Consider the following 25,344-nt stretch of genomic DNA (forward strand, 5'->3'; position numbering starts at 1 on the left):
ATTCCACGGGGTCCAGGATCGCCTGCCAGCGCCCGCCCCCGAAGATCGGGTCCCCGTAGGCGGCCTCGGGGCGGCGGAGCACGAGGCCGTCGTCGTCGTAGACCGGTGAGACGAGCGCGGGAGGCAGCAACCAGGAGCGGGACGTGTCCGTGACGTAGAAGTCGTCCCGGGAGCGTTCGAGGGACGTACTCGCGTACAGCACGTCGCCCTGCAGTGTCTCCACGCGCACATCGGAGGGCCGGCGCAGCCACACGCGCACGGGGTGGGCGGCGGTGTCCGGATCCTCGCTCACCCAGTACAGCGTGAACCGCACCGTGTCCCAACGCCACGGGGAGGACCGGCACAGCGCGGCGAAGGACTCCTCGGACACGGTCGATCGGGCGGACCTGTTCTGCCAGGGAGCGATCATGGGCCCAGTCTACGAACCCGTTCTCCACACGGCTCGTAATCCGTGACCCGCACCACAGCAGGGTGCCTAGGATGAGTTTATGCTTCAGCCCGACACTGCGGGCATCGGCGGGTTCGTGGGGGCGCACCTGCAGGAAGCCACGGTCGGCGCACAGCTGGCCGCGGTGGCATGCGCCCTGGCCGTCATGGTGCTCGCATGCACAGGAGTGTGGCTCGCCGCCACCGACATCCGATACCACCGCCTGCCGGGGCGAGTGGTGCGCCCGCTGTATCCCGTGACCGTCCTCCTGTTGGGCGCCTCCGCCGTCCTCGCCCACGACACCGTGCGCCTGTGGTGGATGCTGTGGGGTCTGCTCATCATGAAGGGACTCTTCCTGGCCCTGCGGTTGATCAACCCCGCCGGCATGGGAATGGGGGACGTGCGGCTCGCGGGGGTCCTGGGGCTGCTCACAGGATTCTCGTCCGTGACCCATACGGTGCTCGCGCTCGCGGCCACGTTCGTGCTGGCCGGGCTGTTCTGCGCCGTACTGCTGATCCTGCGCCGCGCCCGGGCGAGCAGTCGCATCCCCCTGGGGCCGTTCATGATCGTGGGAAGCTTGGGTGTCGTGGCGTTCCTGTGAACGCCACCCGCGCAGTCGTACCCACCCAGGAGGAGACACCCGTGCCCGTTCCCGAGTTCATCGCCCACCTGCGCCTCAAGATCGATCACGACCTGTTGTGGTTGCCCGGGTGCACCGCCGTGGTCCTGCACGAGGGCCGGGTGCTGCTGGGGCGGCGCGCGGACAACGGGAACTGGGGTCTGATCACCGGGATCGTGGAACCGGGGGAGGACCCCGGGGTCGCCGCCCGCCGCGAGTGTCTCGAGGAGACCGGCGTGGAGGTCACCGTGGACGAGCTCGTGCGGGTCAAGGCCGGGGACGTCGTCGAATTCCCCAACGGGGACCGCTGCCAGTTCCTGGACCACACGTTCCTGTGCAGTTACGTCTCCGGCGAGGCGCGGGTGGCGGACGACGAGTCCCTCCAGGTGGGGTGGTACCCGGTGGACGAGCTGCCTCCCATGCCGGAGCACCAGGCCGACCGGCTACGGGCCGCACTGGAGTTCACGGGGCGCACGGGCTTCGAGTGCTGACGTCACGGCCGCGCCGAAAGAATCGGGCACGTGAGACGCCCCGGCGGTGCACCCGGGGCGAGGGGGGGGGCGCGGAAGCAGATCACCCGCCCCCCCCAGGGAGCCGTCGGGCACCGGTGGCTCAGGCCAGTTCGGCCTCCGTGGCCCGTCGTACCAGGCCGTAGCGGCGGCGGAACTCGCGCACACCGGCGTCGTCGGAGGGACGCAGCTCCCGGCTGGCGGAGCGTGACCACCGCGGGAACTCGCCCGCGGCCCACGCCTTCTGGCGGGCGGCGCCGAGCGCCACGTACTCGCCGGTCTCCAGCACCGTCACGGGCATGCCGAGGGTGTCCGGGAAGACGCTGCACAGCGCCTCGGACTTCGCCCCTCCGCCGATCAGCAGGACGTGCTGGACCACGTCCACGCCGCGCAGGATATCCAGGCAGTCCGCCAGGGAGTCCGCCACGGACAGCACCGCGGAGCGCGCTAGGTTCTCGCGGGTCATCGACGCGCGCGTCATCCCGCCCAGCCGCCCGGAGGCGCTGGAGCGGTCAGTGGTGAACTCTCCACACAGCATCAACGTCAGCCAGTCGTGGGGGAGCATGACACGCTCCACGCGGGCGGCGGCCTGCGGTTCGTTCTCCCGCAGCCACGCGAGCTTGGACAGCGTCATGGACGGGACCGGGGCCATGCCCAGCTGATTCATCCATCACTGGATCCCGTGCTCTTCGATCATGCGGGTGGCCTGGGGGTCGCTGCGGATGTCGTTCCACAGTAGGGCGTCGTGGACGGGGTTCCCGTCCCCGTCCACCGCGACCATGCCGTGCTGCTGGCCCGCGACGGAGACGCCCACGACGTCGTCGTGCTCAGCCACGCCCGCCTCGCCCCACGCCGCACGCAGCGCGTCGCGCGGCGGGGTCCTCGTTCGTGCCGTCCGGGTGCGGCGCGCTGGCTGAGGTCACGGTCCGGCCGGTGGCCGTGTCCACGACCGGCACCTTGCAGGACTGGGGGAGTCGATGCCGACGACCGCGCTGGTCATGGTGTCCGCTCTGAGGGCGAGGAAACGGCCGGTGAACGATCGTGCCGATCGGGAGCGGACCGACAGCGGGAACGGCGGGTGCCGGTGGGAGCGCCCGGCGGTTCAGTCCTCGCGGGGCGGTGCACTGGCGCGCAGAAGCTGTTCCACCTCGTCACGCAAGGCCGTGTCGCACACGAGGTGGCTCGCCAGCCCCCCCCCCGCACCGCGGCGAGGACGGCGGGGGCCCGTTCCGCTCCCGAGGCGACCCCGATCCTGTGGTGGGCCGAGCGCACCTGCGCGACGCTTGCTGAGACGACCATCCCCGCGATTGGAGTGTCCAGCTCGTGGCCGGACTCGTCAAGGAGGAGGCCGGAGACCTCGGCCACCTCTCCGGCCCGCGCCGCCGCCCGGGCCAGGTCCTCGCTCACACGCGGCCACACGGTCGAGGTGCCCGGCGACCACCCGCCGATGGCGAGCACGGCGACGTCGAGCGAGTCCGCCCGTCTCAGCGCTACGTCGATCTCGGGAGACTTCTTCAGGGCCGCGGCCTGGTCGACCACGAGGGGCGCCCACAGGGGCCGCGCGGTGCGGCTGCGAAGCTCGGCGAACAGGCGCGGTGACTCGTTCTCCGTGGTGTCGTCCGTGCGCGGGGCACCGGCGAGCTGGACGATATCGTTGTGCGGCAGCTTGGGGAGGTGCTTCACCGCGTGCTGCAGGGCGTCGGACCAGGAGATCCCGAGGGTGTCCCCGTCCCGGGGCACCCGCGTGATCTCCCGGGGAACGGCCCGGCCCAGGGCGTCCCGGTCGGCGGGCCACCTGGAACCGGGAGAGCCCGGACCGCTTGCCCAGGGAGATTTTGGAGGCGCCCTCCACGAAGTAGCCGTGCGCCAGGTTGGCGAGCAGGTGCCGACGCCGCCCGGGGTCGGTGGGCGGCCAGGGGTCCTCGGCGGTCATGGGACACCGCCTCCAATCCTGACGGGAGCGAACAGGGTCACTGCTCCCGTGATCCTATATGGTCCGGGTCACACGCTTCCGGGGCCTCGCGGCACCCGGCGGCACCGGCGCGGTGTGGTCCGGCTACGGCAATGGGGACCCGGTGGCAGCGTGCCACCGGGTCCCCATCCGCGTGCGCCGTCGTGAGGGCGACGGCCGCGGGTCAGCCGCGCGGGATGTTGCGCAGGTTGGAGCGGGCCATGGAGACGGCCTCACCGACGCCGCGGTTGAGCACGATGCGGGACATCGCTGTGGCGAAGCCGAAGACCTGGTCCTTCTTGATCTCCGGGGGGATGGACAGGGCGTTGGGGTCGGTGATGACCTCCACCACGGACGGGCCCTGGTGGGCGAGTGCGGTGGTGAACGCGGACTCGAGGTCCTTGGGCTTCTCCACCCGGATGCCCTGCATGCCCATGGCGGTTGCGATCTGCGCGTAGTTCGCCTGGGGCACGTCCACGCCGAAGTCCGGTAGCCCGTCCACGAGCATCTCCAGCTTGACCATGCCCAGCGTGGAGTTGTTGAACACCACCACGGTCACGGGCAGGTTGTAGGTCGCCAGCGTCAGCAGCTCGCCCATGAGCATGGAGAGCCCGCCGTCGCCCGACATCGAGATGACCTGGCGTCCCGGATGGGCCAGCTGCGCGCCGATCGCCTGCGGCAGGGCGTTGGCCATGGACCCGTGCAGGTAGGAGCCCAGGATGCGACGAGTGCCGAGCGGGTTGATGTAGCGGGCGCTCCACACGTTGCACATACCGGTGTCCGCGGTGAACACGGCGTCCTCGGCGGCCACCTGGTCCAGGATGGACGCGGCGTACTCGGGGTGTATAGGCGTGATCTTCTCGACCTTGCGGGTGTACGCACCCACGGCCTTGTTCATGAGCTTGTCGTGCTTGGCCAGGGTCTTGTCCAGGAACGAGCGGTCGGACTTGACCGTGAGCTCGGGCAGCAGCTTGAGGATCGTGGATTTCACGTCACCGTGCACGGGGATGTCCACGCCGGTCCGGCGCCCGATCACGGTGGGATCGGTGTCCACCTGGATGGTGGTGACGTCCGGGAGGAACTGGTCGTACGGGAAGTCCGTGCCGAGCATGACCATCACGTCCGCGTCGTGCAGCCCCTCCGCCGCGGCGCCGTAGCCCAGCAGCCCGGTCATGCCCACGTCGAACGGGTTGTCGTACTGGATCTGGTCCTTGCCGCGCAGCGAGTGGCCCACGGGCGCCTTCAAGGTGTCTGCGAGGGCAATCACCTCGTCGTGGGCGCCGGCCACGCCGATGCCCGCGAAGATCGCGACCTTTTTGGCCGAGTTCAGGGCCTTGGCCATGCGCTCGACCGTCTCGTCTGAGGGGACCACGGCGCTCGGTGCCGGCACGGCGAACGGGCGGGCTTCCACGGCGGCGTCAGAGTCCGCGAGATCACCCGGCAGCGTGACCACGGAGACGCCCGGGCTGGTGACGGCGAACTGGATCGCGGAGCTCACCACGGCGGGGCACTGCTGCGGGGTGCTCACCAGCTCCGAGTACACGGAGCACTCGGTGAAGATCCGGTCCGGGTGGGTCTCCTGGAAGTACTCGGAGCCGATGTACTGCGAGGGGATGTGGGAGGCTATGGCCAGTACGGGCGCACCGGAGCGGTTGGCGTCGTAGAGCCCGTTGATCAGGTGCAGGTTGCCCGGCCCGCAGGAGCCCGCGCACACGGCGAGCTTGCCGGTCAGCTGAGCCTCGGCGCTCGCTGCGAACGCACCGGCCTCCTCGTGGCGCACGTGCACCCAGTCGATCCCACCCTTGGCGGAGCCGCCGGTGCGGCGCACGGCGTCCACGATGGGGTTCAGGCTATCGCCCACCACGCCGTAGATCCGTTCCACACCTGCTTCCACTAGCTGCTGGACGATCTGCTCTGCAAGTTTCACACTGTCTCCTCGGGGGAACGGCCCGCCGCGGGAGCACCCGGGCTGGCATCACGAATGTCTCTGCCACCCAGGGTAGTCCCGGATCCTTGCGGTCAAAGAGATCTGTGGGCAACGGAACACCGGTGCGTGCGGCGTCCCACGAGGGCCCCGCGGCCGCTCGGTCCCGCGCCGCCGCGCGATCGCCCCGTACATGACATGATGGAGCCCGTGAGCATTCGCACACTTACCCCGTCCGATCGTGAGCCCACCGTGTCCCATGCGGGGACCACGGCGTCGCAGTTCCACGTGCATCTGAGCGGCCGCGGGAACGCGGGAGCGCCTCGGGCTATGTCGCGCATCAGCGGGGCGGTGGGGGAACACCCGGGTGCGGGTGCTCGAACCGTGGCACGGGCGCAGCGTTCCTGCGCCGTGGCCGGCGCCACCGGGGTCTCCCGGTGCGCGGCCTCCTCACCCCGGAAGGCGTGACCTTCCGTAGGACCTCCCCGACCGCTCGGCGGTCAGGAGGTCCCCGCCGCGACGAAGAACTCGGCCACCCGGTGAACGGGTGGCCGAGTTCTGCCGTTGACGGGGTGCCGCGAGCACGCCCCTGTTTCCCGGGGCGCTCACCGGGGGCCGGTGAGCGCCATACGGGACGAGCGGATCAGTGCTTGCCGGTCATCGTGGTGACGTCCAGGGCCTTGTCCAGCTGCTCCTCGGTGAGCTTCTCGCCGTCCACGTAGCCGAGCTCGATGGTGGCCTCGCGCACGGTGACCTTGTTGGCCACGGCGTGCTTGGCGATCTTCGCGGCGGCTTCGTAGCCGATGGCCTTGTTCAGCGGGGTCACGATCGAGGGGGAGGCCTCGGCCAGGAAGCGGCAGCGATCCTCGTTGGCCTGCAGCCCGTCCACCATCTTCTCCGCGGCCACGCGGGAGGAGTTGGCGAGCAGACGGATGGACTCGAGCAGGTTCGCGGCCATCACGGGGATGCCCACGTTCAGCTCGAACGCGCCGTTGGTGGAGGACAGCGCCACGGTGGTGTCGTTGCCGATCACCTGGGCGGCCACCTGGATGGTTGCTTCGCAGATCACGGGGTTGACCTTGCCCGGCATGATCGAGGATCCCGGCTGCAGGTCGGGGATGTGCAGCTCGCCCAGGCCCGTGTTCGGCCCGGAACCCATCCAGCGGATGTCGTTCATGATCTTCATGTACGAGTACGCGATGTTGCGCAACTGTCCTGAGGCCTCCACCAGCCCGTCGCGGTTGGCCTGCGCCTCGAAGTGGTTGCGGGCCTCCGTGAGGGGCAGACCGGTCTCCTCGGAGAGCAGCTCGATCACACGCGCGGAGAAGCCGTCCGGGGTGTTGATCCCGGTACCCACGGCCGTGCCGCCCAGCGGCACCTCGGCCACGCGCGGCAGGGACGCGTCGATGCGCTCGATGCCGTAGCGCACCTGGGCGGCCCAGCCGCCGAACTCCTGACCCAGGGTCACGGGGGTCGCGTCCATGAGGTGCGTGCGCCCGGACTTCACGACGTCCTTGAACTCCGAGGCCTTTTTCTCCAGGGAGATCGCGAGCACGTCCATGGCCGGCTTGAGGTCGTTGATCAGCGCGTTGGTCACGGCCACGTGCACCGAGGTGGGGAACACGTCGTTGGAGGACTGGGACGCGTTGACGTGGTCGTTGGGGTGGACCTCCACGCCCTCGGACTCGAGGGAGCGCGTGGCCAGGGTCGCGAGCACCTCGTTGGTGTTCATGTTGGAGGAGGTCCCCGAGCCGGTCTGGAAGACGTCGATCGGGAAGTGCTCGTCGTACTGGCCAGAGGCCACGGCGTCCGCGGCGTCGCGGATGGCCTGGGCGCGCTGGGCGTCGAGGACACCCAGTTCCTCGTTGGCCGTGGCGGCGGCCTTCTTCACCTGCGCGAGCGCCTTGATGTGCTCGCGTTCCAGGGTGGTGCCGGAGATCGGGAAGTTCTCCACGGCGCGCTGGGTCTGGGCTCGGTAGAGCGCGTTCTTGGGGACGCGGACCTCACCCATGGTGTCGTGTTCGATGCGGTACTCGGTGTTTTCTGCCATGGCCCACAGTTTAGGCCCACGGCCCCGTCCTCAGCCTTCGCGGTCGCCGTACTACCGCGGTGCGGAGGACGACGACGCCGTGTGCCCGGGAGCGCGCGGCGTCGTCGTCATTCAGCAGGGCATGGGAGGTGAGATCCGGGAGGGGGACTCACGCGTCCCGGAACGCCGGGTCGTTGCTGTAGACGAGGTCCGCCTGGCCGTCCGAGAGGTGGTAGAACACGCCGACCACGGCGGCTTCGCCCCGGGAGACCGCGCCGGAGATCGCCGCGGACTGGTCGAGCATGCGCGCCGCGGTCTGCTTGGTGTGCTCCACGACCATGTCCTGTAGGTCCGTGTGGCCCTGCCTCCGGGCCTCGAGCACCGACGGCGTGATGCGCTCCACGAGGTCCCGCTGGAAACCGCGGGGCAGTTCCCCGGATTCCACGGAGGCCTTGGTCGCGGTCACGGCGCCGCACGAGTCGTGGCCGAGCACCATGATCAGCGGCGTGCCGAGGACCTCGATCGCGTACTCGAGCGTGCCCAGGACGGCGTTGTCGATCACCTGGCCCGCGGTGCGGATCACGAAGGCGTCGCCGAGCCCGAGATCGAAGATGATCTCCGCGGCCAGGCGGGAGTCGGAGCACCCGAAGATCACCGCGAACGGCTTCTGGGACTGCGCGAGGTCCTTGCGGCGCTGGGCGTCCTGGTGGGGGTGCAGGGTGTCACCCGAGATGAACCGGGCGTTGCCCTCCCGCAGTTTCCGCCAGGCCCCCAACGGGGTGCGGGGTGTGTTCTCCACGGCAGACGGCTGAGTGCTCACGCTGATCTCCAAATCTCGAAGGCACGATGGCTGGGCCGGGTCGGCTCGCTCGGGTCCTAGACTAGCCCCGGTTCCGGGACCTCGGTTCGACGGCGTCGCTGCGCCCGGTCCCGCTGCCCGGCGTCACTGCCCGGACACGGCCCCCGCGACGTGCTCGAACTCGGCGCTCGGGGCCTGGCCGCTGAGCACCACCGTGGAGTCCTTGAGCTCACCGACCCACGCGGTGAACTCGTCCTGCTTGCCCGACGCGTCACGGTGATGGATCTGCCATGTGATCCCATTGACCGTGCGCTCGTCCGTGGGCGGGATCAGCTGGGTGCGCTGCGCGAGCCACGTGGGATTGGACCGGGCGGTCTGCGCCATGTCCACCAGGTGGTAACCGGGGGAGAGGAAACCCACGTTCCACAGGGGGACGCCGTCCTGGGACTGCGCCTCCCAGCGCGCGTAGTTGGCGCTCCACCCGTCCCCCAACGCCGGGGCCGCGGGGGTGAACGGGGCCTGGTCACCCGCAAAGCGCGCCTCCTCGCTCACGTCCACATGTGCTCGGTAGGGCTGGGCATCGGGCTTGGGCTGCAACCACAAAAACGGCAACAACAGGAGGATGAGCACGAGCATGGAGATGACCATGCCGCGGATGGGTGCGTTGATCCGCGAGGCCTGCTTGCGGGTGAGCTGCGGGACCGGCGCCTGACCCGCGTCCGGGGTGGCGGCGTCGTCGGCCGCGGCGGAGGCGGGCGCGGCGTGCGCGTCGCGGGGATCGGGGGAGGACCCGGCACCGGGACCGGAAGCGGAAGAACTCACGGACCCATTGTGCCGTGCTCCCGGGGACCGGCCCAATCCTGGGAACCCGAGGATATGCTGGACGTACGTGTCATGGTGGTGCCGCCGGGGCCCGGCAGGCGGCCACCGGGGCGACCCGAAACTCGAATGTGAGGAACAACGTGGCAGAAGCGACCCAGCAGAGCAGAGCGGGCAATGTGGCGGACCGGAATTTGGCCTTGGAACTGGTGCGGGTCACGGAGGCCGCCGCGATCGCGGGTGGCCACTGGGTGGGCGCCGGTGACAAGAACAGCGCGGACGGCGCGGCCGTGGACGCCATGCGTTCGTTCCTCTCCACCGTGGACTTCAACGGCACCGTGGTGATCGGTGAGGGCGAGAAGGACGAGGCCCCCATGCTGTTCAACGGCGAACAGGTGGGCGACGGCAAGGGCCCGGCTTCGGACGTCGCCGTGGACCCCATCGACGGCACCCGGCTCACCGCTCTCGGCATGAACAACGCGCTAGCCGTGATCGCCGTGGCGGACGGCGGCTCCATGTTCGACCCCTCCGCGGTGTTCTACATGGACAAGCTCGTGGTGGGCCCCGAGGCCGCCGATCTCGTGGACCTGCGCCTGCCCGTCAAGCAGAACGTGCACCTCGTGGCCAAGGCCAAGGGTGTCAAGGCCAACCAGGTCACCGTGTGCGTCCTGGACCGCCCCCGCCACCAGGGCCTCGTGGACGAGATCCGCGCGACCGGTGCCCGCACCCGCATGATCCTCGACGGGGACGTCGCCGGGGCGATCGCCGCGTGCCGCGAGGGCACCGGCGTGGACATCATGATGGGCATCGGCGGCACGCCCGAGGGCATCGTGACCGCGTGCGCCGTCAAGGCCACCGGCGGTGTGATCCAGGGCCGGCTGGCCCCCACGGACGACGCCGAGCGGGAGAAGGCCGCCGCCGCAGGACTCGACGTGGATCGGATCCTCACCACGGACGAGCTCGTGACGTCCGACAACTGCTTCTTCGCCGCCACGGGCATCACCGACGGCGACCTGCTGCGCGGTGTGCGCTACCGCGGGCGCACCATCACCACCCAGTCCATCGTGATGCGTTCGCGTTCGGGCACGGTGCGCATGGTCGAGGCCGAGCACCTGGCCAAGAAGTGGGAGAAGTACGAGCGCAATCAGGGCTGATCCCCGACACTCTCTACACACCGCGCGCGTGTTCACCCCGGTCGGGGAGGGCACGCGCGCGGTGTGTGCCCGGCTATGCTGGAACGCGTTGTGGGCTTGAGGAGAGGAAACCCCGTGGCGCTGAGCGTGACCCCCTGCGGAAATCGGAAGACCTGGGACGCCCGGGTCCGTGTCACGGGCGGACACCCCGAACTGCTGTGGGGCATCGGTGACGCCGAGGCCCTGACCGCGCAGGACGCCAGGGTCGAACGCGTGGCCGTGGACCGGGGTCAGCAGACCGTGGGCTACAGCCAGTTGGTGATCCTGCGGGAGGACCTGCACACGGTCGTGGACGCCCGGTCCCTGCACGTCAAGAATCCGCGCCACCTCACGGAGGTCCTGGCCGCATTGCAGGACCACGCCCGCACGGCACACGAGGCCGCCGTGTTACGGGTGAGCCCGGACACCGACGCCACCCCCGAACTCACCGAGCTGCTCACCGGCGCGGGCTACCGCCGCGCGGACAAGCCCCGCAAGGGGGAGGCCGGACCGCGTCACCTCGTGGTGCGACTGGGCGAGACCGAGGGTGAGCTGTCCAAGCGGTTGTCGGATGACACGCTGCAGCGCTGCCGCGCCGGGCTGCGTGATTCCGGCGTGCGGGTGCGCCGGGTGCGCGCCTCGGACCGCGATCTGTCCAACGTGGGTCTGCGCAGTGAGTACATCCGTGAACTGTTACGCGCCGTGGGGGAGAACTCCGTGTTTCTCGTGGCCACCGAGCACCTCGAGGACGGGACGGAGACCGCCCTGGGGTACCTGTGGTTCGTGCACACCGGGGAATCCGCCATGATCTACCGGCTGGGTTTCACCGATCGCGCCCGCCAGCTGGGCGTGGACGACGCCCTCCTGCTCACGGGCCTGGTCCAACTGCAGCAGCGCCAGGTGCACAAGGTGCTCGCGGGGGACCCCGACCGGCCCTCGCAACCCATGGTGTTGCGCGAGCTCGCGACCGAGGAGCACGAGGCCCCCGGCACGTGGGAGTACCCGCTGCTCGGCGAGTTCCAGGTGGCCGGCCGCGTGGAAAAGACCCGGCGCCGGTTCCTGGGCAGACGCTCGAAGAACGCGGCCCCCGACGACCTGTTGCCGGAGCAGCCCGCGGTCCGCGACGCCGCTGCACCCGAGCCGACGACGTCGGCCGCGGCCCCCCACAACGTGCCCCAGCCGGCACGCGCCGGGAACGCGACTGCCGGGTCCGCGGCTTTCGAGGGCTCGCCCGTCGAGCCATCCGACAGTCTTACCGCAGCGCGGTCCCGTGAGGACGACGCCGCGCCGTCCTCCCGGACGAGCCCCGGGGTGGACGCCGATCCGGATCTGGTGCGCTCCGCGGATCAGCTCCCGGGCGGTACATCGAAGGACTCCGGGGCGGCCCGTTCACCACGCTCGGCTCGGGGCGGCATGATCACGGGCATGCTTCCGGGCCCGCGGGCCCGCCGCAAGCGGACCGCGCAGTCCACCGGCACACCGGTCACCGGAACCCCGATCACGGACGGGGACACGCAGAGCGCTTCGCGGCGTCAGAGCGCGGCCGCCGGACTGCTGCGTCGCGCCGTCGAGGAGGGCCGGGCGGCGGTCCGCGACGCCGCCCGCTGGTGAACGGGTCCTGACCTGCGGCGCACGCCGTGGACGGTGTGGACGACTCGCGCGAGCCGAGGCGCGCGGCGCGAAGAGGGCCGTGCCTGGCCGCACGGCGCGGCCGGGACGAGACGCGGGAGACGAGCCCCGCCCGCCCGGGACGAACTCTGCCGGCGCGGGGTGGGACTACTTGCGGCCCGAGACCACGTTCGCGGCGCGCGCGACCAGCGACCGCGGGAGCACGCCCGTGAGGGCGTCCAGGACGTAGTACGCGCGCGGGAACACGAGCCGGGACCGCTTCTTGTCGAGTGCCGTGAGCGTCGCGGCCACGAGGTCGTCCGGATTCGCGGAACGGCCCAGCTCGATGGCCTGCGCATTGGCGACCGTGAAGAACTGGGTGTCCACGGGACCGGGGTTAACGCTCAACACGTGTACGCCGTGCTTGCGGGCCTCCACACCCACGGCGAGGCTGAAGCGGTCCACGAACGCCTTGGACGCGCTGTACGTGGCCATGGACGGCAGGGGCTGGAAGCCCGCCACGGACGCGATGTTCACGATCGCGCCGTGCCCCGCGGCGGTCATGGCACCCAGGGCGGTGTGGGTCAGCGTCATGAGGGCCCGGACATTGACCGTGAGCTCCTCGATCTCGTGGTCCAGGTCCAGGTGGGCGAACTCGCCGTGACTGCCGAAGCCCGCGTTGTTGATCAGCAGGTCCACGGGGTTGCGTTCCAGCACGTCCACGATGGTGTCGATCCCCTCGGTGGTCCCGAGGTCCGCCACGACGATCTGCGCGGTGCCGCCCGTGACGGTCTGGGACAGTTCCGTGAGCTTCTCGGTGCTGCGGCCCGTGAGGATCAGGCCGTAGCCGCGCTCGTGCAGGGCATGGGTGAAGGAACGTCCGATGCCACCGGTGGCACCCGTGATCAGGGCTGTGCGAGTCATGCGCCCACCTTACGCTCGCGCAGGGTGCGCAGTTTGCCCCGGGCCGCCCCGAGGGTCTCACGGCCCGCACGCACCGCACCGTAGGCGGTGTAGCCCGCGCGGGAGACCGGCAGGTCCCACGTCCCCGGGTAGGACACGGGCTCGCCGCCGAAGGACTTCTTGAAGGACGTGAAGCCGTACCACTCGTGTTCGGGCCCCGCGCCCTCGGGAGCGGTGCCGAAGAGGTCGAACCACGTGAGCCCCTTCTCCTTGGCGTCCATGATCATGGTCACCACGAGCGGGATCCCCGCCGAGAGCTTCCGGTGGGTCTGGTCCGTGGCCGCGTGCGCGTAGGTGCGGGTGTCCTCGGAGTCGTACACGAGCGAGGCCGCGATCGGCTCACCGTCCAGCTTGGCGAGGTAGAGACTCGCGGCACCCGCGGGCATGAGCGATTCCGCGACGGCCCGCAGGTAGTCGTCATGCTGCCGATTGAAGTTGCGCCGCTTGGCGGTCGCGTCCAGGAAGGTCAGCAGGTACCGCACGTCCGCGGGATCCTCGGAGCGCTCGATGCTCACGCCCTTCTTGTGGATGTTGCGGTAGAGATTGCGGTTGGTGGACTTCATGTCCTTGAGCAGGTCCTTGGCGTCCTTGCGCAGGTCGATCAGCTGGGTGTGTCCCGGTTGCACCTGGCGCGGCGCGAGCTTCATGCCTCGCCGCTTGAGCGATGCCTCCGGGGTCTCCAGACCGTCCACCGGGTGACCGTTGATCGGCTCCACGCGCACGAACCAGCACCGGTGCGCCTCGGCCTGCGCCGTGAGGTCCGCCAGAGCGGCGTCGAACGTGTGCGGGGAGTCCGCTTCGGGGCCGTACGGGCAGTACAGGTACCGTCCGGTGCGCCCGCCCTCGACGGTCGCGAGGTACCGCCAGCCCGGCCCATTCGCCTGGATCACGCGGTGTCCGATGCTTTGCTGAAACCGTGCCCATTCGGGGGACTGCAGGATGTTCGCCACGCCCCCAACTGTACCGAGTGCGCGGGTCCGGGGTGCCGGGTCAGGGGACCGAGCACGTCCCGTTCGGCGACAACTGCTCCTGCGCCGGTGCCTTGAGCGCGGCGGGCACGACCACGGCCGTCCCGACGCCCGCACCGCCGCCCAGCGCGGACACCCCGCCCGCTCGCGCCGCACCCTGGGAACCCACGGTGCCGGGCGTGTCGGCGGACGACGCCGCTGCGTCGCCGCGCGCGCCCCCGGCGGCCTGGGCGTCGTCGCCGTTCGCGTTCGCCAGGACCCGGGAGACGTCGGATTGGAATTGCGCGTAGTCCGGATAGGTGGGGAAGGACTGGTCGTAGTAGGGAGGACCCGCCGCATACGCCTGCAGCTCGTGGTCCTTGGCCTTCGTGGCCACGGTGACCATGGAGCCGATCGAGGACTGCGGGATGTCCGTCTCGAGGATCTGCTGGCCAGAGCTCGCGAGCTCGTCGAACTTGGTGGCCACCGCGACCGGGTTCAGCTGCGCGAGCATCGCGGCCTGGACGCAGCGCTGCCGGGCCTGGCGGTCGTAGTCCGTGGCGCCCTCGCGGGAGCGGGCGTACCACAGGGCGTGGTAGCCGTCCATGTGCTGGGTCCCGGGCTCGATCCACCCCAGGATGGGGTTCTTCAGCCCCGTGTCCAGGTTGGTCCCGCCGCCGATCGGTACGCGGCCACCCACGTTGATGTCGATCCCGCCGAGCGCGTCCACGAGGGACGCGAAGCCGTCCATGTCGATCAGCGCGTACGCCTGGATCTTCAGGCCCGTGACGCCCTCGGCGGCCTCCTTGGTGGCCTGCGCCCCGGGATCGGCGACGTCCGGGTAGAGGTCCTTGTGGTTCTGCATCACGTCCGTGTAGACGGCGTTCATGATGCACTCGTCCCCGCAATTGAACCCCTCGGGGTAGACCGCGTTCATGGGGGAGTCCGCCGGGAACGGGACGTTCTGCAGGTTGCGGGGCAGGGAGATCGTGACCGTCTGCCCCGAGGAGGCGTCGATGCTGAGCACCGTCATGGAGTCCGGGCGGCGGCCCTCGCGGTCGTCACCGGCGTCACCGCCCATGAGCAGGATGTTATAGCGCCCGTCCGCCGGGGCGAACGGCATGCCCCCGCCGAAGATGTCCGAGACCGCGTTGCGGGCCACGGAGACCAGGTGCGCCGCGTAGCCGAGTCCCCCTCCGGTCACGAGCATCGCGAGCACGGTCACGAGCACCACGGCCCGGCGCGTCCCGTCCCCGAGCAGCCCGGGTCTGATCAGGCGCAGCGTGTCGAACCACAACAGCACCCACCCGATCGCGAGCGCCACGAGGCCGTACATGAGCACCGCGGAGGTCACGGTGTTGGTCAGCAACCAGATCAGCGCGCTGCGCCACACGACCCACAACAACAGGGCGGCGAGCACGAGCGCCCACACCACGGCGGTCACGCGCACGGCGATCCGCCCCAGGCCGCGTCGGCCCGCCACGAGTTGCGCGGAACCGGGCACGAGCAGCGTGGTACCCAGCAGCCACCAGGCCCGCTTGGTGCGGGTGGCGGGTGCAGCGAACCGGGGACTCCTGAGGGGATCCCCCACGCGGGAACGCGATCGTCGCGGCCCGTCGCCCGGGTGACGCTCGGCGGTGGCGCCCGCGGGCGGCTCGTCCGATGCGGTGTGGGAGCCCGACGCCACGCTCTCGTAGGCCTTGGTGGCCGTGGGATGGGGGGCGGCGTCGTCGGGCCGGTCGCTGGATCCGTTCACGTGCAACTCCGTGCTGAAGGGGAAGTCGGTGTTGCGACGGGCCATGGGTGCGGGCCCGCCGGGCCGGGATCCATCAGAGGAGAACGGATCCCGACCCGATCATTGTGCCTTGTCCGCCTGGGTCCGGGCCGACAATGCACCCCGAAGGGGGTGGCGCTCAGTCCTGGGAGGCGGTTCCGCGGCTCACGGCGTCACGCAGCACGGAGCCCTTCCGGTGCGCCGCTTCCGAGAGCTCCTGTGCGAAGTCCCGCAGTCGTTCCCGCAGGTCCTGCCCGGACGCGTCCGACGCCGATCCCAGCACCCGGGCGGCGAGCAGACCGGCGTTGCGGGCGCCGTTGATCGACACCGTGGCCACGGGAACCCCCGCGGGCATCTGCACGATGGACAGCAGGGAATCCATGCCGTCCAGGGTCTTCAACGCCACGGGCACCCCGATCACGGGCAGCGGCGTGACGGACGCGAGCATGCCCGGCAGGTGGGCGGCACCGCCGGCCCCGGCGATGATGACCCGCAGGCCACGCTCGTGGGCGGTACGGCCGTACTCGAGCATCTCGGTGGGCATCCGGTGCGCGGAAACCACGTCCGCCTCGTACGGGACCCCGAGTTCCTCGAGGGCCTCGGCCGCGGCCCGCATGGTGGCCCAGTCCGAGTCCGAGCCCATCACGAGACCCACGCGCGGGGCCTCGTCCTGACCGGACGGGACCGCACCCCACGGTTGCCGCTCGGGAGCATCGCTCACGTCGGTGGGTCGCACCCCGCGGTCCTCGCCGTCGCGCAGGATGCTCGCCGCGTGGGTCGCGATCTCCCGCAGCCGCTGCACCTCGTGGGCGCCGCCCACCACGTTGACGTGACCGATCTTGCGCCCCGGGCGCACGGACTTGCCGTAGTTGTGGATCTTGGCGCGGGGTTCCGCGCTCAGTGCCTGCGGATACGCGGCGAAGAGGTCCTGGTTGTCCCCGCCCAGGTAGTTCTTCATCACGGCCGCCCCGGCCACGACGTCCGTGGTGCCCAGGGGCCAGTCCAGCACGGCGCGCAGGTGCTGCTCGAACTGTCCCGTGACGGATCCGTCCATGCTCCAGTGACCCGAGTTGTGGGGGCGCATGGCGAGCTCGTTGACCGCGAAACCCGCGTCCGTCCCGGGGGTCTCGAACAGCTCCACGGCCATCACTCCGGTCACGCCCAGTTCCTCGGCCAGCCGGACCGCGGCGTCCTGTGCCGCGCGGGCCACCTGGGGATCCAGGCCGGGGGCGGGGGCGATGACCTCGTCGCACACCCCGGCCACCTGGATGGACTCCACCACGGGCCACGCCACGGTCTGCCCCGAGGGCCGGCGCCCGACCATCGCGGACAGTTCCCGCGAGAACGCGACCGCTTCCTCGGCGAGCAACCCGGCGCCGTCGTCCTGGCCGGTGGCGCGTTCGAACCACTCGGCGGCGGTGCCGGTGCCGGCGTCCTGCGGGCCGTCGACCTTGAGGACGCCCTTGCCGTCGTACCCGCCGCGCGGGGTTTTGAGGATCACGGGCCAACCCACGCGCTCGCCGAACGCCACGAGTTCCTGCGGGGAGTAGACTTCCTGCCACTGCGGATTGGGCAAGCCCAGCTCGGCGACGGCGCGGCGCATCACGAGCTTGTCCTGCGCATGCACCAGGGCGGACGGCCCCGGACGCACCGCCACACCCTGCGCCTCGAGCGCGCGCAGATGCTCGGTGGGAACGTGTTCGTGGTCGAACGTGAGCACATCCACGTCCGCGGCGAAACGCTGCAGGGTCTCGAGATCCGTGTAGTCACCTGTGGGTGCCGTGCGCACCGCGGCCACGGCACTGACCTCCGGGCCCTCGGCCAACACGCGCAGTTCCACGCCGAGAGCGACGGCGGCGGGGGCCATCATGCGGGCCAACTGCCCGCCGCCCACCACACCAATGACAGGACCGGTAATGGGAGAATTCACGGTTTCAGGCTAGCGCCACAGCGGACGTTCAGCCATTTCGGAGTACGATGCACTCAATCTTCCTGCGGAGGCCACATCATCCGTGTCGTGGCGGGTCACGGGTCGGCGGCGGGCCACGCCGGTGCGGCCACCCATCCCTCTTCCCCGAGCGTCAGATTGGGATCGAATCTTGAACAAAATGTTTGATCGCGCACACGCGCTGTGGAATCTGTTCGTCAAAGAACTCGCGAAGTTCGGGGTTGTGGGTGCGGCTGCGTTCGCCATCAACGCGGGCCTGGTCTGGGTACTCATGCACACGCAGTACTTCGCGGAAAGCCACATCAAGGCCAAAGTGGTCGCCACGGTCGTGGCCATCATTTTCTCGTGGGTCGCCAACCGGTTGTGGACCTTCCGGGACAAGCGCCAAGAGGACAAACGCAAGGAACTCGTGCAGTTCCTGGTGGCCAACGGCATCGGCATGGGGATCGAACTCGGGTGCCTCGGGGTCAGCTACTACGTCCTGGGCCTGACCTCCGCGACCGCGTCCTTCATCTCCGGCACGATCATCGGTACCATCTTGGGCACGATCTTCCGCTACTTCGCCTACCGCTTCTGGGTGTTCAGCACCAAGCTGGACCAGGACCCGGACTTCGCGAGCAGCCCGGACCAGGAACTCGCGTTCATCACCGGGCAGATCCCCGTGATCCCGCAGCGCGAGGACAAGACGCCCCGACACGACGACCCGGCATCCCACCACGGGAACCCGGCGCCGCGGCCCGAGGACACGGTGGCGAACACCCTTCCCGAGCAGGACGTGCGCCGCGCGTCCTGATCCGCGAGGACCGTCGAACAGGGCGCCTGCACCAGACAAACGCCGGCCGGACCACCGCCGGTCGCGCGGCCCGGTGCAGGCGCCACCGTGTTTCGGTGTCAACCGCGGGTTGCGCGCTCCTGGTCCAGGACAGCGGCCGTGGCGTCCTCGGGACGCGCGGTCAGCAACACCGCCCCACCGGCCGTGATGATCCCCAGGGTCCGCAGGGCCGCGTTCTCGCCCCAACCCTCGGTGAGCGGCAGGTACACGGTGCCCTCGTCGGTTCCGGCGAGCTCCAACGCTCGCGGCAGTACCTCCGCGTGGGTCACCCCGGACGGCAGGGCCACGCTGTCGGGTTCCGGGTTCTCGAGACCCCCGTACATGTCCGGTTGGGCCCGGACCTCGTCGCAGAAGTCCACCGCGCCCTGGGGCAGGGGCCCCGAGCACTCGAAGGCCAGTGCGGGTTCGGCGACCACCAGCAGGGTCTGGGCCGCGGCGTCGTCGTCAGGGTGAGACTCCGGGTACGCATGGACCACCGAATCCGGTTCGGGATGACGCGTGAAGTCCACGCGCGCACCCGCGCGTAACGCCGCGAACGTGAGCACCGCGAGTCGCCAGTGCGGCACGGGGGAAATCGTGAGGACGTCGGAGGCGCCGACGTCGAGCTCGTCCACGAGCAGCCCGGCGGCCTTCTCGACCCAGTTCACGAGGACCCGCCCGGACAGCTCGACCCGTTCGGCGCCGTCGCGCCAGATCAGAGCGGGGGTGGGGCGCTCGGCCACGGTCTGCAGGGCCTGGGTCAGGTCTGTCGGTGTGCGTCCCACGAGGAAACTCCTTAGGGTATGTGACGGAACCACGGGTTCCCGGACGGCGCGCCGGTGGACCCGGGAAGCCCAGGATACTCGGCTTGACTCAGTAGGACTTACACGCGTGTAATTAGGGGATCCACCGGGATATCGACGGTGTACGCCCCTACGTGGCGGACTCGTTTTCGGTCGGGACAACCGGGCTGGTTGAGGACATTTGAACAGCGAACGCGTGGGACGGAAGGAGTGACATGGGAGAGGCCGCACGCCGCCAGATCGATGCTCGGGAGGACTACGAACCCGGGTCGACCGGGGGTGCAGCTCCCGTGGACTGGTTCGTGGATCCCGTGGATCAAGCCCGGGGGGACTCGGGTGTGACCACACTGGACGATCTCGCCACGGCCTTCCTGGCCGCACACCCCGAGGTCGCCGGGGACGTGCTCCTGCGTTCCGACCGCAAGAAGCCGCGTGAACCGCAACCCCCCGTGAGCACCCCCCAAGACCTGAGCACCACCGAGGTCCACGACGTCCAGAGCGTGGACGCCTCCGTGTGGCAGGCCGTGGCCGGGCTGTACTCCGTGAGCGAGGGTGACGCCGAGGGCGAGCTCGCGTGGCAGACCGACGCCCTGTGCGCCCAGACCGATCCCGAGGCCTTCTTCCCCGAGAAGGGCGGGTCCACCCGGGACGCCAAACGCGTGTGCGAGGCGTGCCCCGTGAGCGGCAAGTGCCTGGACTACGCCATGGCCAACGACGAGAAGTTCGGGATCTGGGGCGGCCTGTCCGAGCGCGAGCGGCGCAGGCTGCGTCGCCGGGGACGCTGAACCCCGTGGCTGCTCCCGAGACTCCGCGGCGCACGTGCTCCAAGCAGATGTGCAACCGTGACGCGGTGTGCACCCTGACCTATGTCTATTCCGATTCCACCGCGGTGATCGGTGCCCTGTCCGCGCGGCGGGAACCGCACGCGTACGACCTGTGCCCCGTGCACGCGGACTCCTTGACGGCACCCAAGGGCTGGCGCGTGGTGCGCCTGGAGTCACCGGACGGCTGGAGCCACGACGACCTCGACGCTGTGGTGGAAGCCGTCCGACCGGACGAGGATCCCGCACCCCACCGCACGGCGCGCGGTACGTTCCTGGGCGCCGTGCGACCGCCCGGGGCTGCGCGACCCTCGGGCCCGTCCCTGTCACGGGGTCCCGTGTTGCGCGACGTCTCCTACCAGGGCCGCGATGACGAATCCCGGGCCGACGCCGATTCCTCCGGCCCCGCGGGCGATTCCGGTTCCGCCGAAATGCCCCGTTCCGAGGGCTCCGCGGGCGCCAATGGCGTGCGCCCGGCGCGTCATGTTCCCATGGGCCGTTCCGGGGTGAATACCGGCTATTCTGTAGCGACGCGTACGATTGCGAACGCAAATACGCAGGTGGGGCAGCGCATGGACTTCGTCCCCCTCCCCGCAGCCCTGCGCACCCCGCACTGGCGGCGGCCGTAACCCGGTTGCCCCGTCCGGGTGGGCTGCGAGACCGTGATTCCCACGGCCGCCGTTCTCCCCCCGATGTGAGGTGCCCATGAGACTCCCTTCCCACCACCGCGATCCGCTGCCCGGGACACCGCGCGAGCCCGCGCGTCCCGCCGGGGCGAGCGCGCGGCGTCGTCGTCCGGGCATCGCGTGCCTCGCTCTCGCAGGGCTCCTGGGCCTGAGCGCGTGCGCCGGGGGGAACGACGCCACCCCGGCAGCGCCGTCGTCCGCCGACGCCGCTCCATCGAGCCCCGCGCCCACGAAGAGTTTCGGGACCGTGCGGGTCGAGGTGAGCCCGGCCGCCGACACGAGCATGGTCAACCCCGTGGACCCCGTGGTCGTCACAGCGGACGGCGGGGAACTCACGGACGTGACCGTGAGCGCCGCGGGCTCGGGGGAGCGGGTCGAGGGCGAACTCGCGCAGGACGGCCACGAGTGGCGCTCGAAGGCGCCCCTTGCGTTCGACGAGACCTACACGGTGGACTACACCGCGCGCTCCGGGGACCGGGACAGCACGGGGCAGTCCGTGTTCAGCACGGTGGACGCCGCCCACGAGGCGGACGTGGCCCTCAACGTCAAGGACGGGCAGACCTACGGCGTGTGGCAGGTCGTGGAGTTCAACTTCTCCGAGCCCGTCATGAACAAGGACGAGGTCGAGAAGGCCGTGACCGTGGACGGGGCGCACCGCGACGGCGCGTTCCGGTGGTACTCGGACCGCAAACTACGCTTCCGCCCGGAGCAACCGTGGGACCCGAACGCCAAGGTCACGGTCACCGTTAACATCCTGGGCAAGGATCTGGGCAACGGGATGATCGGCAACGGCAACGAGACTGTGTCGTTCAGCACCGGTGCCGAGCAGCGGGTGTTCGTGGACAACAACACCAAGACCCTCGTGGCCTACGTGAACGGCAAGGAGACCGGTCGCTGGCCCGTGACCCTGGGCAACCCGGACTGGCCGTCCACCACGGGCAAGAAGGTCATCATCGAGCAAGCGGCCTCCTACGAGTTCAAGGCGTCGTCGCTGAACCTCAAGCCCGGCGACCCCCACTACTACCCGCCGTTCGACGCGTCCAACGTGTCCCGGCTGACGTGGAGCGGCGAGTTCATCCACCAGGCGCTGCCGTCCGCGATGCCCGTGCTGGGCGTGGCCAACGTGTCCCACGGGTGCGTGGGGATGCCGCCGGAGGGTGCGGCCTACATTTTTGAGACCTTCCGCCCGGGTGACATGGTGGAGGTGGTCAACACTGACTACCCCCAGGCCGATCCCGACGATGGCTACGGGGACTGGAACATCCCGTTCGAGCACTACTCGGACGAGGACTGGCACGGAAACTGGTGATACAGCCCGGTGAGCTCCTCCATCCCACGCGGCCCCTGGCCCCGCCCCACCGCGGTGCAGCGCATCCTCCAGGGATTCCTGGCACTCACTCTGCCCGTCCTGCTCGTGGCGCTGGGGGTACGACTCGTGGCCACCCCGGTCTTCCTGTGGCTCGAGTACCACCGCCCCGGCTTCCCCGCTGACCACTGGGGGATGAGCACGCAGGAACGGATGACGTTCGGTTCCTACGGGATGGACTACATCATGAACCTGGCCCCGCCCGAGTACTTGGGCGGTCTGGTGAGCAGTGAGGGCGGCATGGCGTTCACCCCGGCGGAGGTCTCTCACATGCGGGACGTCCAGCACGTGATGTCCTGGGGGCTGCTGATCGCGTTCGTCCTGCTCGTGCTGAGCGTCCTGGCGGCCTGGTACCTGCACCGGGCGACCCCGGGGACCGCCTCTTCCGCGTGGTTCGCGGGCTCGTGGCTCACCGTGGTCCTGTTGCTGCTCACGGCCGTGTTCGCGGTGGTGGGGTGGCAGAGCTTCTTCGCGGCGTTCCACTCCTTGTTCTTCAGCTCCGGGACGTGGACCTTCAGCATCTCGGACACCCTGATCCGGCTCTATCCCACCCAGTTCTGGATCGACGCCGCGATCGCCGTGGCGCTCGTGGCGCTCATCGGGGCGTTCGCGGTCATGCTCGCCACGACCCGCCGGATGCGGGCGGCACGCTCTTTCAGATCCACGAGGTGAACCACATCCGCCAGCGCCAGTGCTCGTAGGGAATGGTCTGGGCGGTCCACACGGGCCAGAAGAACACCGCGAGCACCACCACGAGCAGCAGGAACACCACGCTCACCCTGCGCCAGCGCCGCGCCCACACCGGTGAGATCACCTGCTCGTGCACCGCGGCGGACGGCGTGCCCGCGGTGGCACCCAGGCGGGGGACCGCGAGCTTGCCTGTGAGCACCCCGATCGCCCCCGTGATCAGCAGGACCATGGCGGGGAAGTAGGACAGCGCGTAGAAGAAGAACATCGTGCGTTCCGGGTAGAGGAACCACGGGAGGTAACCGGCCGCGTACACGCCCACGAGGGCACCGAAGCGCCAGTCACGGAGCACCGCCCACAACCACAGTCCCAGCAGCACCGCCAGGATCCCCACCCACCACACGGCGGGGTTGCCCAGGTTGAGGATGGCCTGGCTGCACGACTCCACCGTGCAGCCGTCCACGCCTCGTCCGGGGGATTCGTAGAAGTAGGACGTGGGGCGGGCCATGACCGGCCACGTGGCCGGGCCGGCCATGTACGTGTGGTGCGAGGACAGCCCCGCGTGGAACGAATAGGCCGCCACGTGGTACTCCCACAGGGAACGTAGGGCGGTCGGGAGCCACTGCGGGCCGTCGCCCGGGTTCAGCTCGGCCCAGTTGCGGTTGTAGCCCGTGCTCGTGGTGAGCCACCCGGTCCACGTGATCACGTACACCACCGCGCCCACGCCGATCATGCTCAGGAATCCCCACGGGCCGTCCTTGAGCACCGCACCGGCGAACCAGTTCTTGACCCCGGCGATCCGCCGCGCGTTCATGTCCCACAGCACCGCCAGGATCCCGAGCGCGGCGATGCTGAACAGCGCGTTCCACTTCACGGCCGCGGCCGCACCGCACGCCACGCCCGCGGCGATCCGCCACCACCGCACGCCCAACCACGGGCCCAGGACGCCGCCGGGGCCGCGGGCGAGCAGGCGGCGTCGACCGTCGTCGCGGTCCAACAGGACGAAGACGAAGGCGAGCAACAGGAAGAACATGAGGAAGACGTCCAGCAGGGCCAGGCGGGACTCCACGAGGTGCAGCCCGTCCAGGGAGGTCAGCACACCGGCGATCGTGGCCAGGGTGACCGAGCGGAACAACAACCATCCCGCGCACCAGATCACGGCGATGGACGCCGTGCCGAACAGGGCCGCGGAGAAGCGCCACCCGAATGGGTCGTCCGCGCCGAACAACCACAGCCCGATCGCGATGAGCCACTTGCCCAGGGGCGGGTGCACCACGAAAGAGGGGTGACCCTGTGTGTCTGGGATGTTCCCGGAGACGAACCCCTCGTCCGCGCCCTCGGGCCATTGCTGCTCCGTGCCGTGGAGCAGCAGCGAGTAGGCGTCCTTGAGGTAGTACGTCTCGTCGAAGACCACGGCGTGCGGCCACGACAGGTGCGCGAAGCGCAGCACCCCGCCCAGCAGGGTCACGAGCGCCAGGGGGACCCACCAGTACCGGGGCAACCGGGTGACCGCGGGGAGCAGGCGGTCGCGCACGGAGGGGGCCACGGGTGCGGTCGAGGCGGGGGAGAAGACAGTCGAGGGCACGGATCCCATCGTAGGGTGCACCCCTGGAGATTCAGCCCGGCCACGGTGGCGTCACAGCGTTCGACCGGCGGACCTTCGTAGAGTGGACGGGTGAGTTCACAGACATCGACGACCACCCCCGGCACCGAGGACCACCGCCCCGGTGCCGTGGTGGTCGTGGGCACCCCCATCGGCAACCTCTCGGACGCGTCCCAGCGGCTCAAGGACGTCCTGCACACCGCGGACGTGCTGGCCGTGGAGGACACCCGCACCCTGCACCGCCTGGCCTCCGGGCTCGGCGTGACCGTGACCGGGCGGGTGGTCACCCACCACGAACACAATGAGAACGCGCGCACCGGCGAACTGCTGGACGAGGTGCGCCGCGGTCGTACCGTGGCCGTGCTCTCCGACGCGGGCATGCCCACGGTCTCCGACCCCGGGTTCCCGCTCGTGCGCGCCGCGGCCGAGGCGGACCTGCCCGTGAGTGTGCTCCCCGGGCCCTCGGCGGTCCTCGCGGCGCTCGCGGTCTCCGGGCTGCCCACCGACCGGTTCACGTTCGAGGGCTTCCTGCCGCGTAAGACGGGCGAGCGTGCGGCCCACCTCGCGACCCTGCGGGACGAACCCCGCACCATGGTCTTCTACGAGTCCCCGCACCGTCTCGCGGAGATGCTCACCGCGCTGCGGGACGCCCTGGGCGCGGACCGGCGCGCGGCCGTGTGCCGCGAGCTGACCAAGCTGCATGAAGAGGTGCTGCGCGATGACCTCGCGGGTCTGGTCGAGTGGGCCGCGAACAACCAGGTGCGCGGGGAGATCGTGGTGGTCGTGCATGGTGCCCCACCGGCCGTGGCTCCCGAGCCCGAGGACCTCGTTCAGGAGGTCGAGCACCTCGTGGCCACGAGCGACGTCAAGCTCAAGGCCGCCGCGCGCGAAGTGGCCACCGAGCACGGGGTGAGCACACGCAAGCTCTACGACGCCGTGATCACCGCGCGCGGTCAGAACTGACCCGACCCGCGGTAACGGCGCGCAGATATGTAGGACGACCGTCTCGCCGACGAGTGCCCCTCGGGTCGGACTTGCCGGTCTCCGTGCAGTGATGACGGGGCGGCCTCGGCCGCCG

The 25,344-nt window shown here is 70.1% G+C and carries 21 protein-coding genes and 3 pseudogenes; 10 read left to right on the plus strand and 14 right to left on the minus strand.

The genetic code is table 11. The features are described from left to right. A pseudogene (locus J1M36_RS11160) lies at positions 1 to 409 on the minus strand (hypothetical protein); the annotation flags it as partial. Between the two features lie 79 nt (positions 410 to 488). On the opposite strand from J1M36_RS11160, the gene J1M36_RS11165 reads away from it, so the two are divergent. Continuing rightward, complete coding sequence (locus J1M36_RS11165; protein ID WP_131333296.1) at positions 489 to 1,028, plus strand: A24 family peptidase; 540 nt, start codon at positions 489 to 491, stop codon at positions 1,026 to 1,028. Between the two features lie 41 nt (positions 1,029 to 1,069). Next, positions 1,070 to 1,537 (plus strand): NUDIX domain-containing protein, encoded by a 468-nt coding sequence (locus J1M36_RS11170; RefSeq protein WP_206399532.1) that lies wholly within the window; start codon positions 1,070 to 1,072, stop codon positions 1,535 to 1,537. A gap of 121 nt (positions 1,538 to 1,658) precedes the next feature. On the opposite strand, the pseudogene J1M36_RS13040 reads toward J1M36_RS11170, so the two are convergent. The 6 genes and pseudogenes from J1M36_RS13040 to J1M36_RS11200 form a co-directional block, all read right to left on the minus strand. Beyond that, positions 1,659 to 2,390, minus strand: a pseudogene (locus J1M36_RS13040) (FGGY family carbohydrate kinase). Positions 2,391 to 2,551: 161 nt separating this feature from the next. Continuing rightward, positions 2,552 to 3,328, minus strand: coding sequence for a sugar-binding domain-containing protein (locus tag J1M36_RS13165; RefSeq protein ID WP_206479928.1), 777 nt, complete (start codon positions 3,326 to 3,328; stop codon positions 2,552 to 2,554). Positions 3,329 to 3,690: 362 nt separating this feature from the next. After that, positions 3,691 to 5,433, minus strand: coding sequence for a pyruvate dehydrogenase (locus J1M36_RS11185; protein ID WP_085106974.1), 1,743 nt, complete (start codon positions 5,431 to 5,433; stop codon positions 3,691 to 3,693). 640 nt (positions 5,434 to 6,073) lie between these two features. Next, entirely contained in the window at positions 6,074 to 7,480 is a 1,407-nt protein-coding gene (locus tag J1M36_RS11190; protein ID WP_064846178.1) for a class II fumarate hydratase, read from the minus strand. A gap of 148 nt (positions 7,481 to 7,628) precedes the next feature. Beyond that, complete coding sequence (locus J1M36_RS11195) at positions 7,629 to 8,279, minus strand: carbonic anhydrase (RefSeq protein ID WP_082943280.1); 651 nt, start codon at positions 8,277 to 8,279, stop codon at positions 7,629 to 7,631. Between the two features lie 123 nt (positions 8,280 to 8,402). Then, positions 8,403 to 9,080: a DUF4245 domain-containing protein gene (locus J1M36_RS11200; protein ID WP_064846180.1), complete on the minus strand. Its 678-nt coding sequence runs from the start codon at positions 9,078 to 9,080 to the stop codon at positions 8,403 to 8,405. 140 nt (positions 9,081 to 9,220) lie between these two features. On the opposite strand from J1M36_RS11200, the gene glpX reads away from it, so the two are divergent. Both glpX and J1M36_RS11210 read left to right on the plus strand, forming a co-directional pair. Continuing rightward, on the plus strand, positions 9,221 to 10,231 hold the full coding sequence (gene glpX / locus J1M36_RS11205; RefSeq protein WP_064846181.1) for a class II fructose-bisphosphatase: 1,011 nt from the start codon (positions 9,221 to 9,223) through the stop codon (positions 10,229 to 10,231). Positions 10,232 to 10,345: 114 nt separating this feature from the next. Continuing rightward, positions 10,346 to 11,860, plus strand: a complete 1,515-nt coding sequence (locus J1M36_RS11210; RefSeq protein WP_206399535.1) for a hypothetical protein — start codon at positions 10,346 to 10,348, stop codon at positions 11,858 to 11,860. A 165-nt stretch (positions 11,861 to 12,025) separates the two neighbouring features. On the opposite strand, the gene J1M36_RS11215 is transcribed toward J1M36_RS11210, so the two are convergent. From J1M36_RS11215 to J1M36_RS13050, 5 genes and pseudogenes are all read right to left on the minus strand, one after another. After that, the gene (locus J1M36_RS11215; RefSeq protein WP_193519750.1) at positions 12,026 to 12,781 is read right to left on the minus strand and encodes an SDR family oxidoreductase; all 756 of its coding nucleotides are present in this window, start codon (positions 12,779 to 12,781) and stop codon (positions 12,026 to 12,028) included. Then, on the minus strand, positions 12,778 to 13,770 hold the full coding sequence (locus J1M36_RS11220; protein ID WP_064846184.1) for a peptidoglycan bridge formation glycyltransferase FemA/FemB family protein: 993 nt from the start codon (positions 13,768 to 13,770) through the stop codon (positions 12,778 to 12,780). Before J1M36_RS11220 ends, J1M36_RS11215 begins: the two co-directional genes overlap by 4 nt. Positions 13,771 to 13,810: 40 nt before the next feature. Next, entirely contained in the window at positions 13,811 to 15,523 is a 1,713-nt protein-coding gene (locus tag J1M36_RS11225) for an LCP family protein (protein ID WP_206479624.1), read from the minus strand. Positions 15,524 to 15,680: 157 nt separating this feature from the next. Further along, positions 15,681 to 16,277 (minus strand): 5-(carboxyamino)imidazole ribonucleotide mutase, encoded by a 597-nt coding sequence (purE, locus tag J1M36_RS13045; RefSeq protein ID WP_318541281.1) that lies wholly within the window; start codon positions 16,275 to 16,277, stop codon positions 15,681 to 15,683. A gap of 12 nt (positions 16,278 to 16,289) precedes the next feature. Beyond that, a pseudogene (locus tag J1M36_RS13050) lies at positions 16,290 to 17,459 on the minus strand (5-(carboxyamino)imidazole ribonucleotide synthase); the annotation flags it as partial. Positions 17,460 to 17,649: 190 nt separating this feature from the next. Between J1M36_RS13050 and J1M36_RS11235 the strand changes: the two are divergent. Continuing rightward, positions 17,650 to 18,282, plus strand: coding sequence for a GtrA family protein (locus J1M36_RS11235; protein ID WP_064846186.1), 633 nt, complete (start codon positions 17,650 to 17,652; stop codon positions 18,280 to 18,282). Positions 18,283 to 18,380: 98 nt separating this feature from the next. Here the strand turns inward: J1M36_RS11235 and J1M36_RS11240 are convergent, their stop codons facing one another. Then, on the minus strand, positions 18,381 to 19,085 hold the full coding sequence (locus J1M36_RS11240; RefSeq protein WP_064846187.1) for a TIGR03089 family protein: 705 nt from the start codon (positions 19,083 to 19,085) through the stop codon (positions 18,381 to 18,383). A 233-nt stretch (positions 19,086 to 19,318) separates the two neighbouring features. On the opposite strand from J1M36_RS11240, the gene J1M36_RS12920 reads away from it, so the two are divergent. The 4 genes from J1M36_RS12920 (at position 19,319) to J1M36_RS11260 (ending at position 22,648) form a co-directional block, all read left to right on the plus strand. After that, positions 19,319 to 19,888, plus strand: a complete 570-nt coding sequence (locus tag J1M36_RS12920; RefSeq protein ID WP_064846188.1) for a WhiB family transcriptional regulator — start codon at positions 19,319 to 19,321, stop codon at positions 19,886 to 19,888. 5 nt (positions 19,889 to 19,893) lie between these two features. Beyond that, the gene (locus tag J1M36_RS11250) at positions 19,894 to 20,553 is read left to right on the plus strand and encodes a DUF3499 family protein (protein ID WP_318281405.1); all 660 of its coding nucleotides are present in this window, start codon (positions 19,894 to 19,896) and stop codon (positions 20,551 to 20,553) included. A gap of 76 nt (positions 20,554 to 20,629) precedes the next feature. Further along, positions 20,630 to 21,919 (plus strand): Ig-like domain-containing protein, encoded by a 1,290-nt coding sequence (locus J1M36_RS11255; RefSeq protein WP_206399537.1) that lies wholly within the window; start codon positions 20,630 to 20,632, stop codon positions 21,917 to 21,919. 9 nt (positions 21,920 to 21,928) lie between these two features. Next, a complete protein-coding gene (locus J1M36_RS11260; RefSeq protein WP_206479627.1) occupies positions 21,929 to 22,648 on the plus strand; it encodes a TIGR01906 family membrane protein in 720 nt (239 codons plus the stop codon). Here the strand turns inward: J1M36_RS11260 and J1M36_RS11265 are convergent. Then, a complete protein-coding gene (locus J1M36_RS11265; protein WP_206479634.1) occupies positions 22,632 to 24,257 on the minus strand; it encodes a dolichyl-phosphate-mannose--protein mannosyltransferase in 1,626 nt (541 codons plus the stop codon). The genes J1M36_RS11260 and J1M36_RS11265 overlap by 17 nt on opposite strands. A gap of 81 nt (positions 24,258 to 24,338) precedes the next feature. Between J1M36_RS11265 and rsmI the strand changes: the two genes are divergently transcribed. Further along, entirely contained in the window at positions 24,339 to 25,229 is an 891-nt protein-coding gene (rsmI, locus tag J1M36_RS11270; protein ID WP_206479644.1) for a 16S rRNA (cytidine(1402)-2'-O)-methyltransferase, read from the plus strand. Positions 25,230 to 25,344: the final 115 nt, after the last annotated feature.

It is taken from the genome of Kocuria sp. KRD140, from assembly GCF_017168375.1.
In the GTDB taxonomy this organism is placed as follows: domain Bacteria; phylum Actinomycetota; class Actinomycetes; order Actinomycetales; family Micrococcaceae; genus Kocuria; species Kocuria marina.

What these genes read in the sequence shown, in the direction of transcription:
- J1M36_RS11165 (WP_131333296.1), top strand. Translation starts at nt 489, where the DNA reads ATGCTTCAGCCCGACACTGCGGGCATCGGCGGGTTCGTGGGGGCGCAC.
- J1M36_RS11190 (WP_064846178.1), bottom strand. Translation starts at nt 7,480, where the DNA reads ATGGCAGAAAACACCGAGTACCGCATCGAACACGACACCATGGGTGAG.
- J1M36_RS11215 (WP_193519750.1), bottom strand. Translation starts at nt 12,781, where the DNA reads ATGACTCGCACAGCCCTGATCACGGGTGCCACCGGTGGCATCGGACGT.
- J1M36_RS11235 (WP_064846186.1), top strand. Translation starts at nt 17,650, where the DNA reads ATGTTTGATCGCGCACACGCGCTGTGGAATCTGTTCGTCAAAGAACTC.
- J1M36_RS12920 (WP_064846188.1), top strand. Translation starts at nt 19,319, where the DNA reads ATGGGAGAGGCCGCACGCCGCCAGATCGATGCTCGGGAGGACTACGAA.
- J1M36_RS11255 (WP_206399537.1), top strand. Translation starts at nt 20,630, where the DNA reads ATGAGACTCCCTTCCCACCACCGCGATCCGCTGCCCGGGACACCGCGC.
- J1M36_RS11265 (WP_206479634.1), bottom strand. Translation starts at nt 24,257, where the DNA reads ATGGGATCCGTGCCCTCGACTGTCTTCTCCCCCGCCTCGACCGCACCC.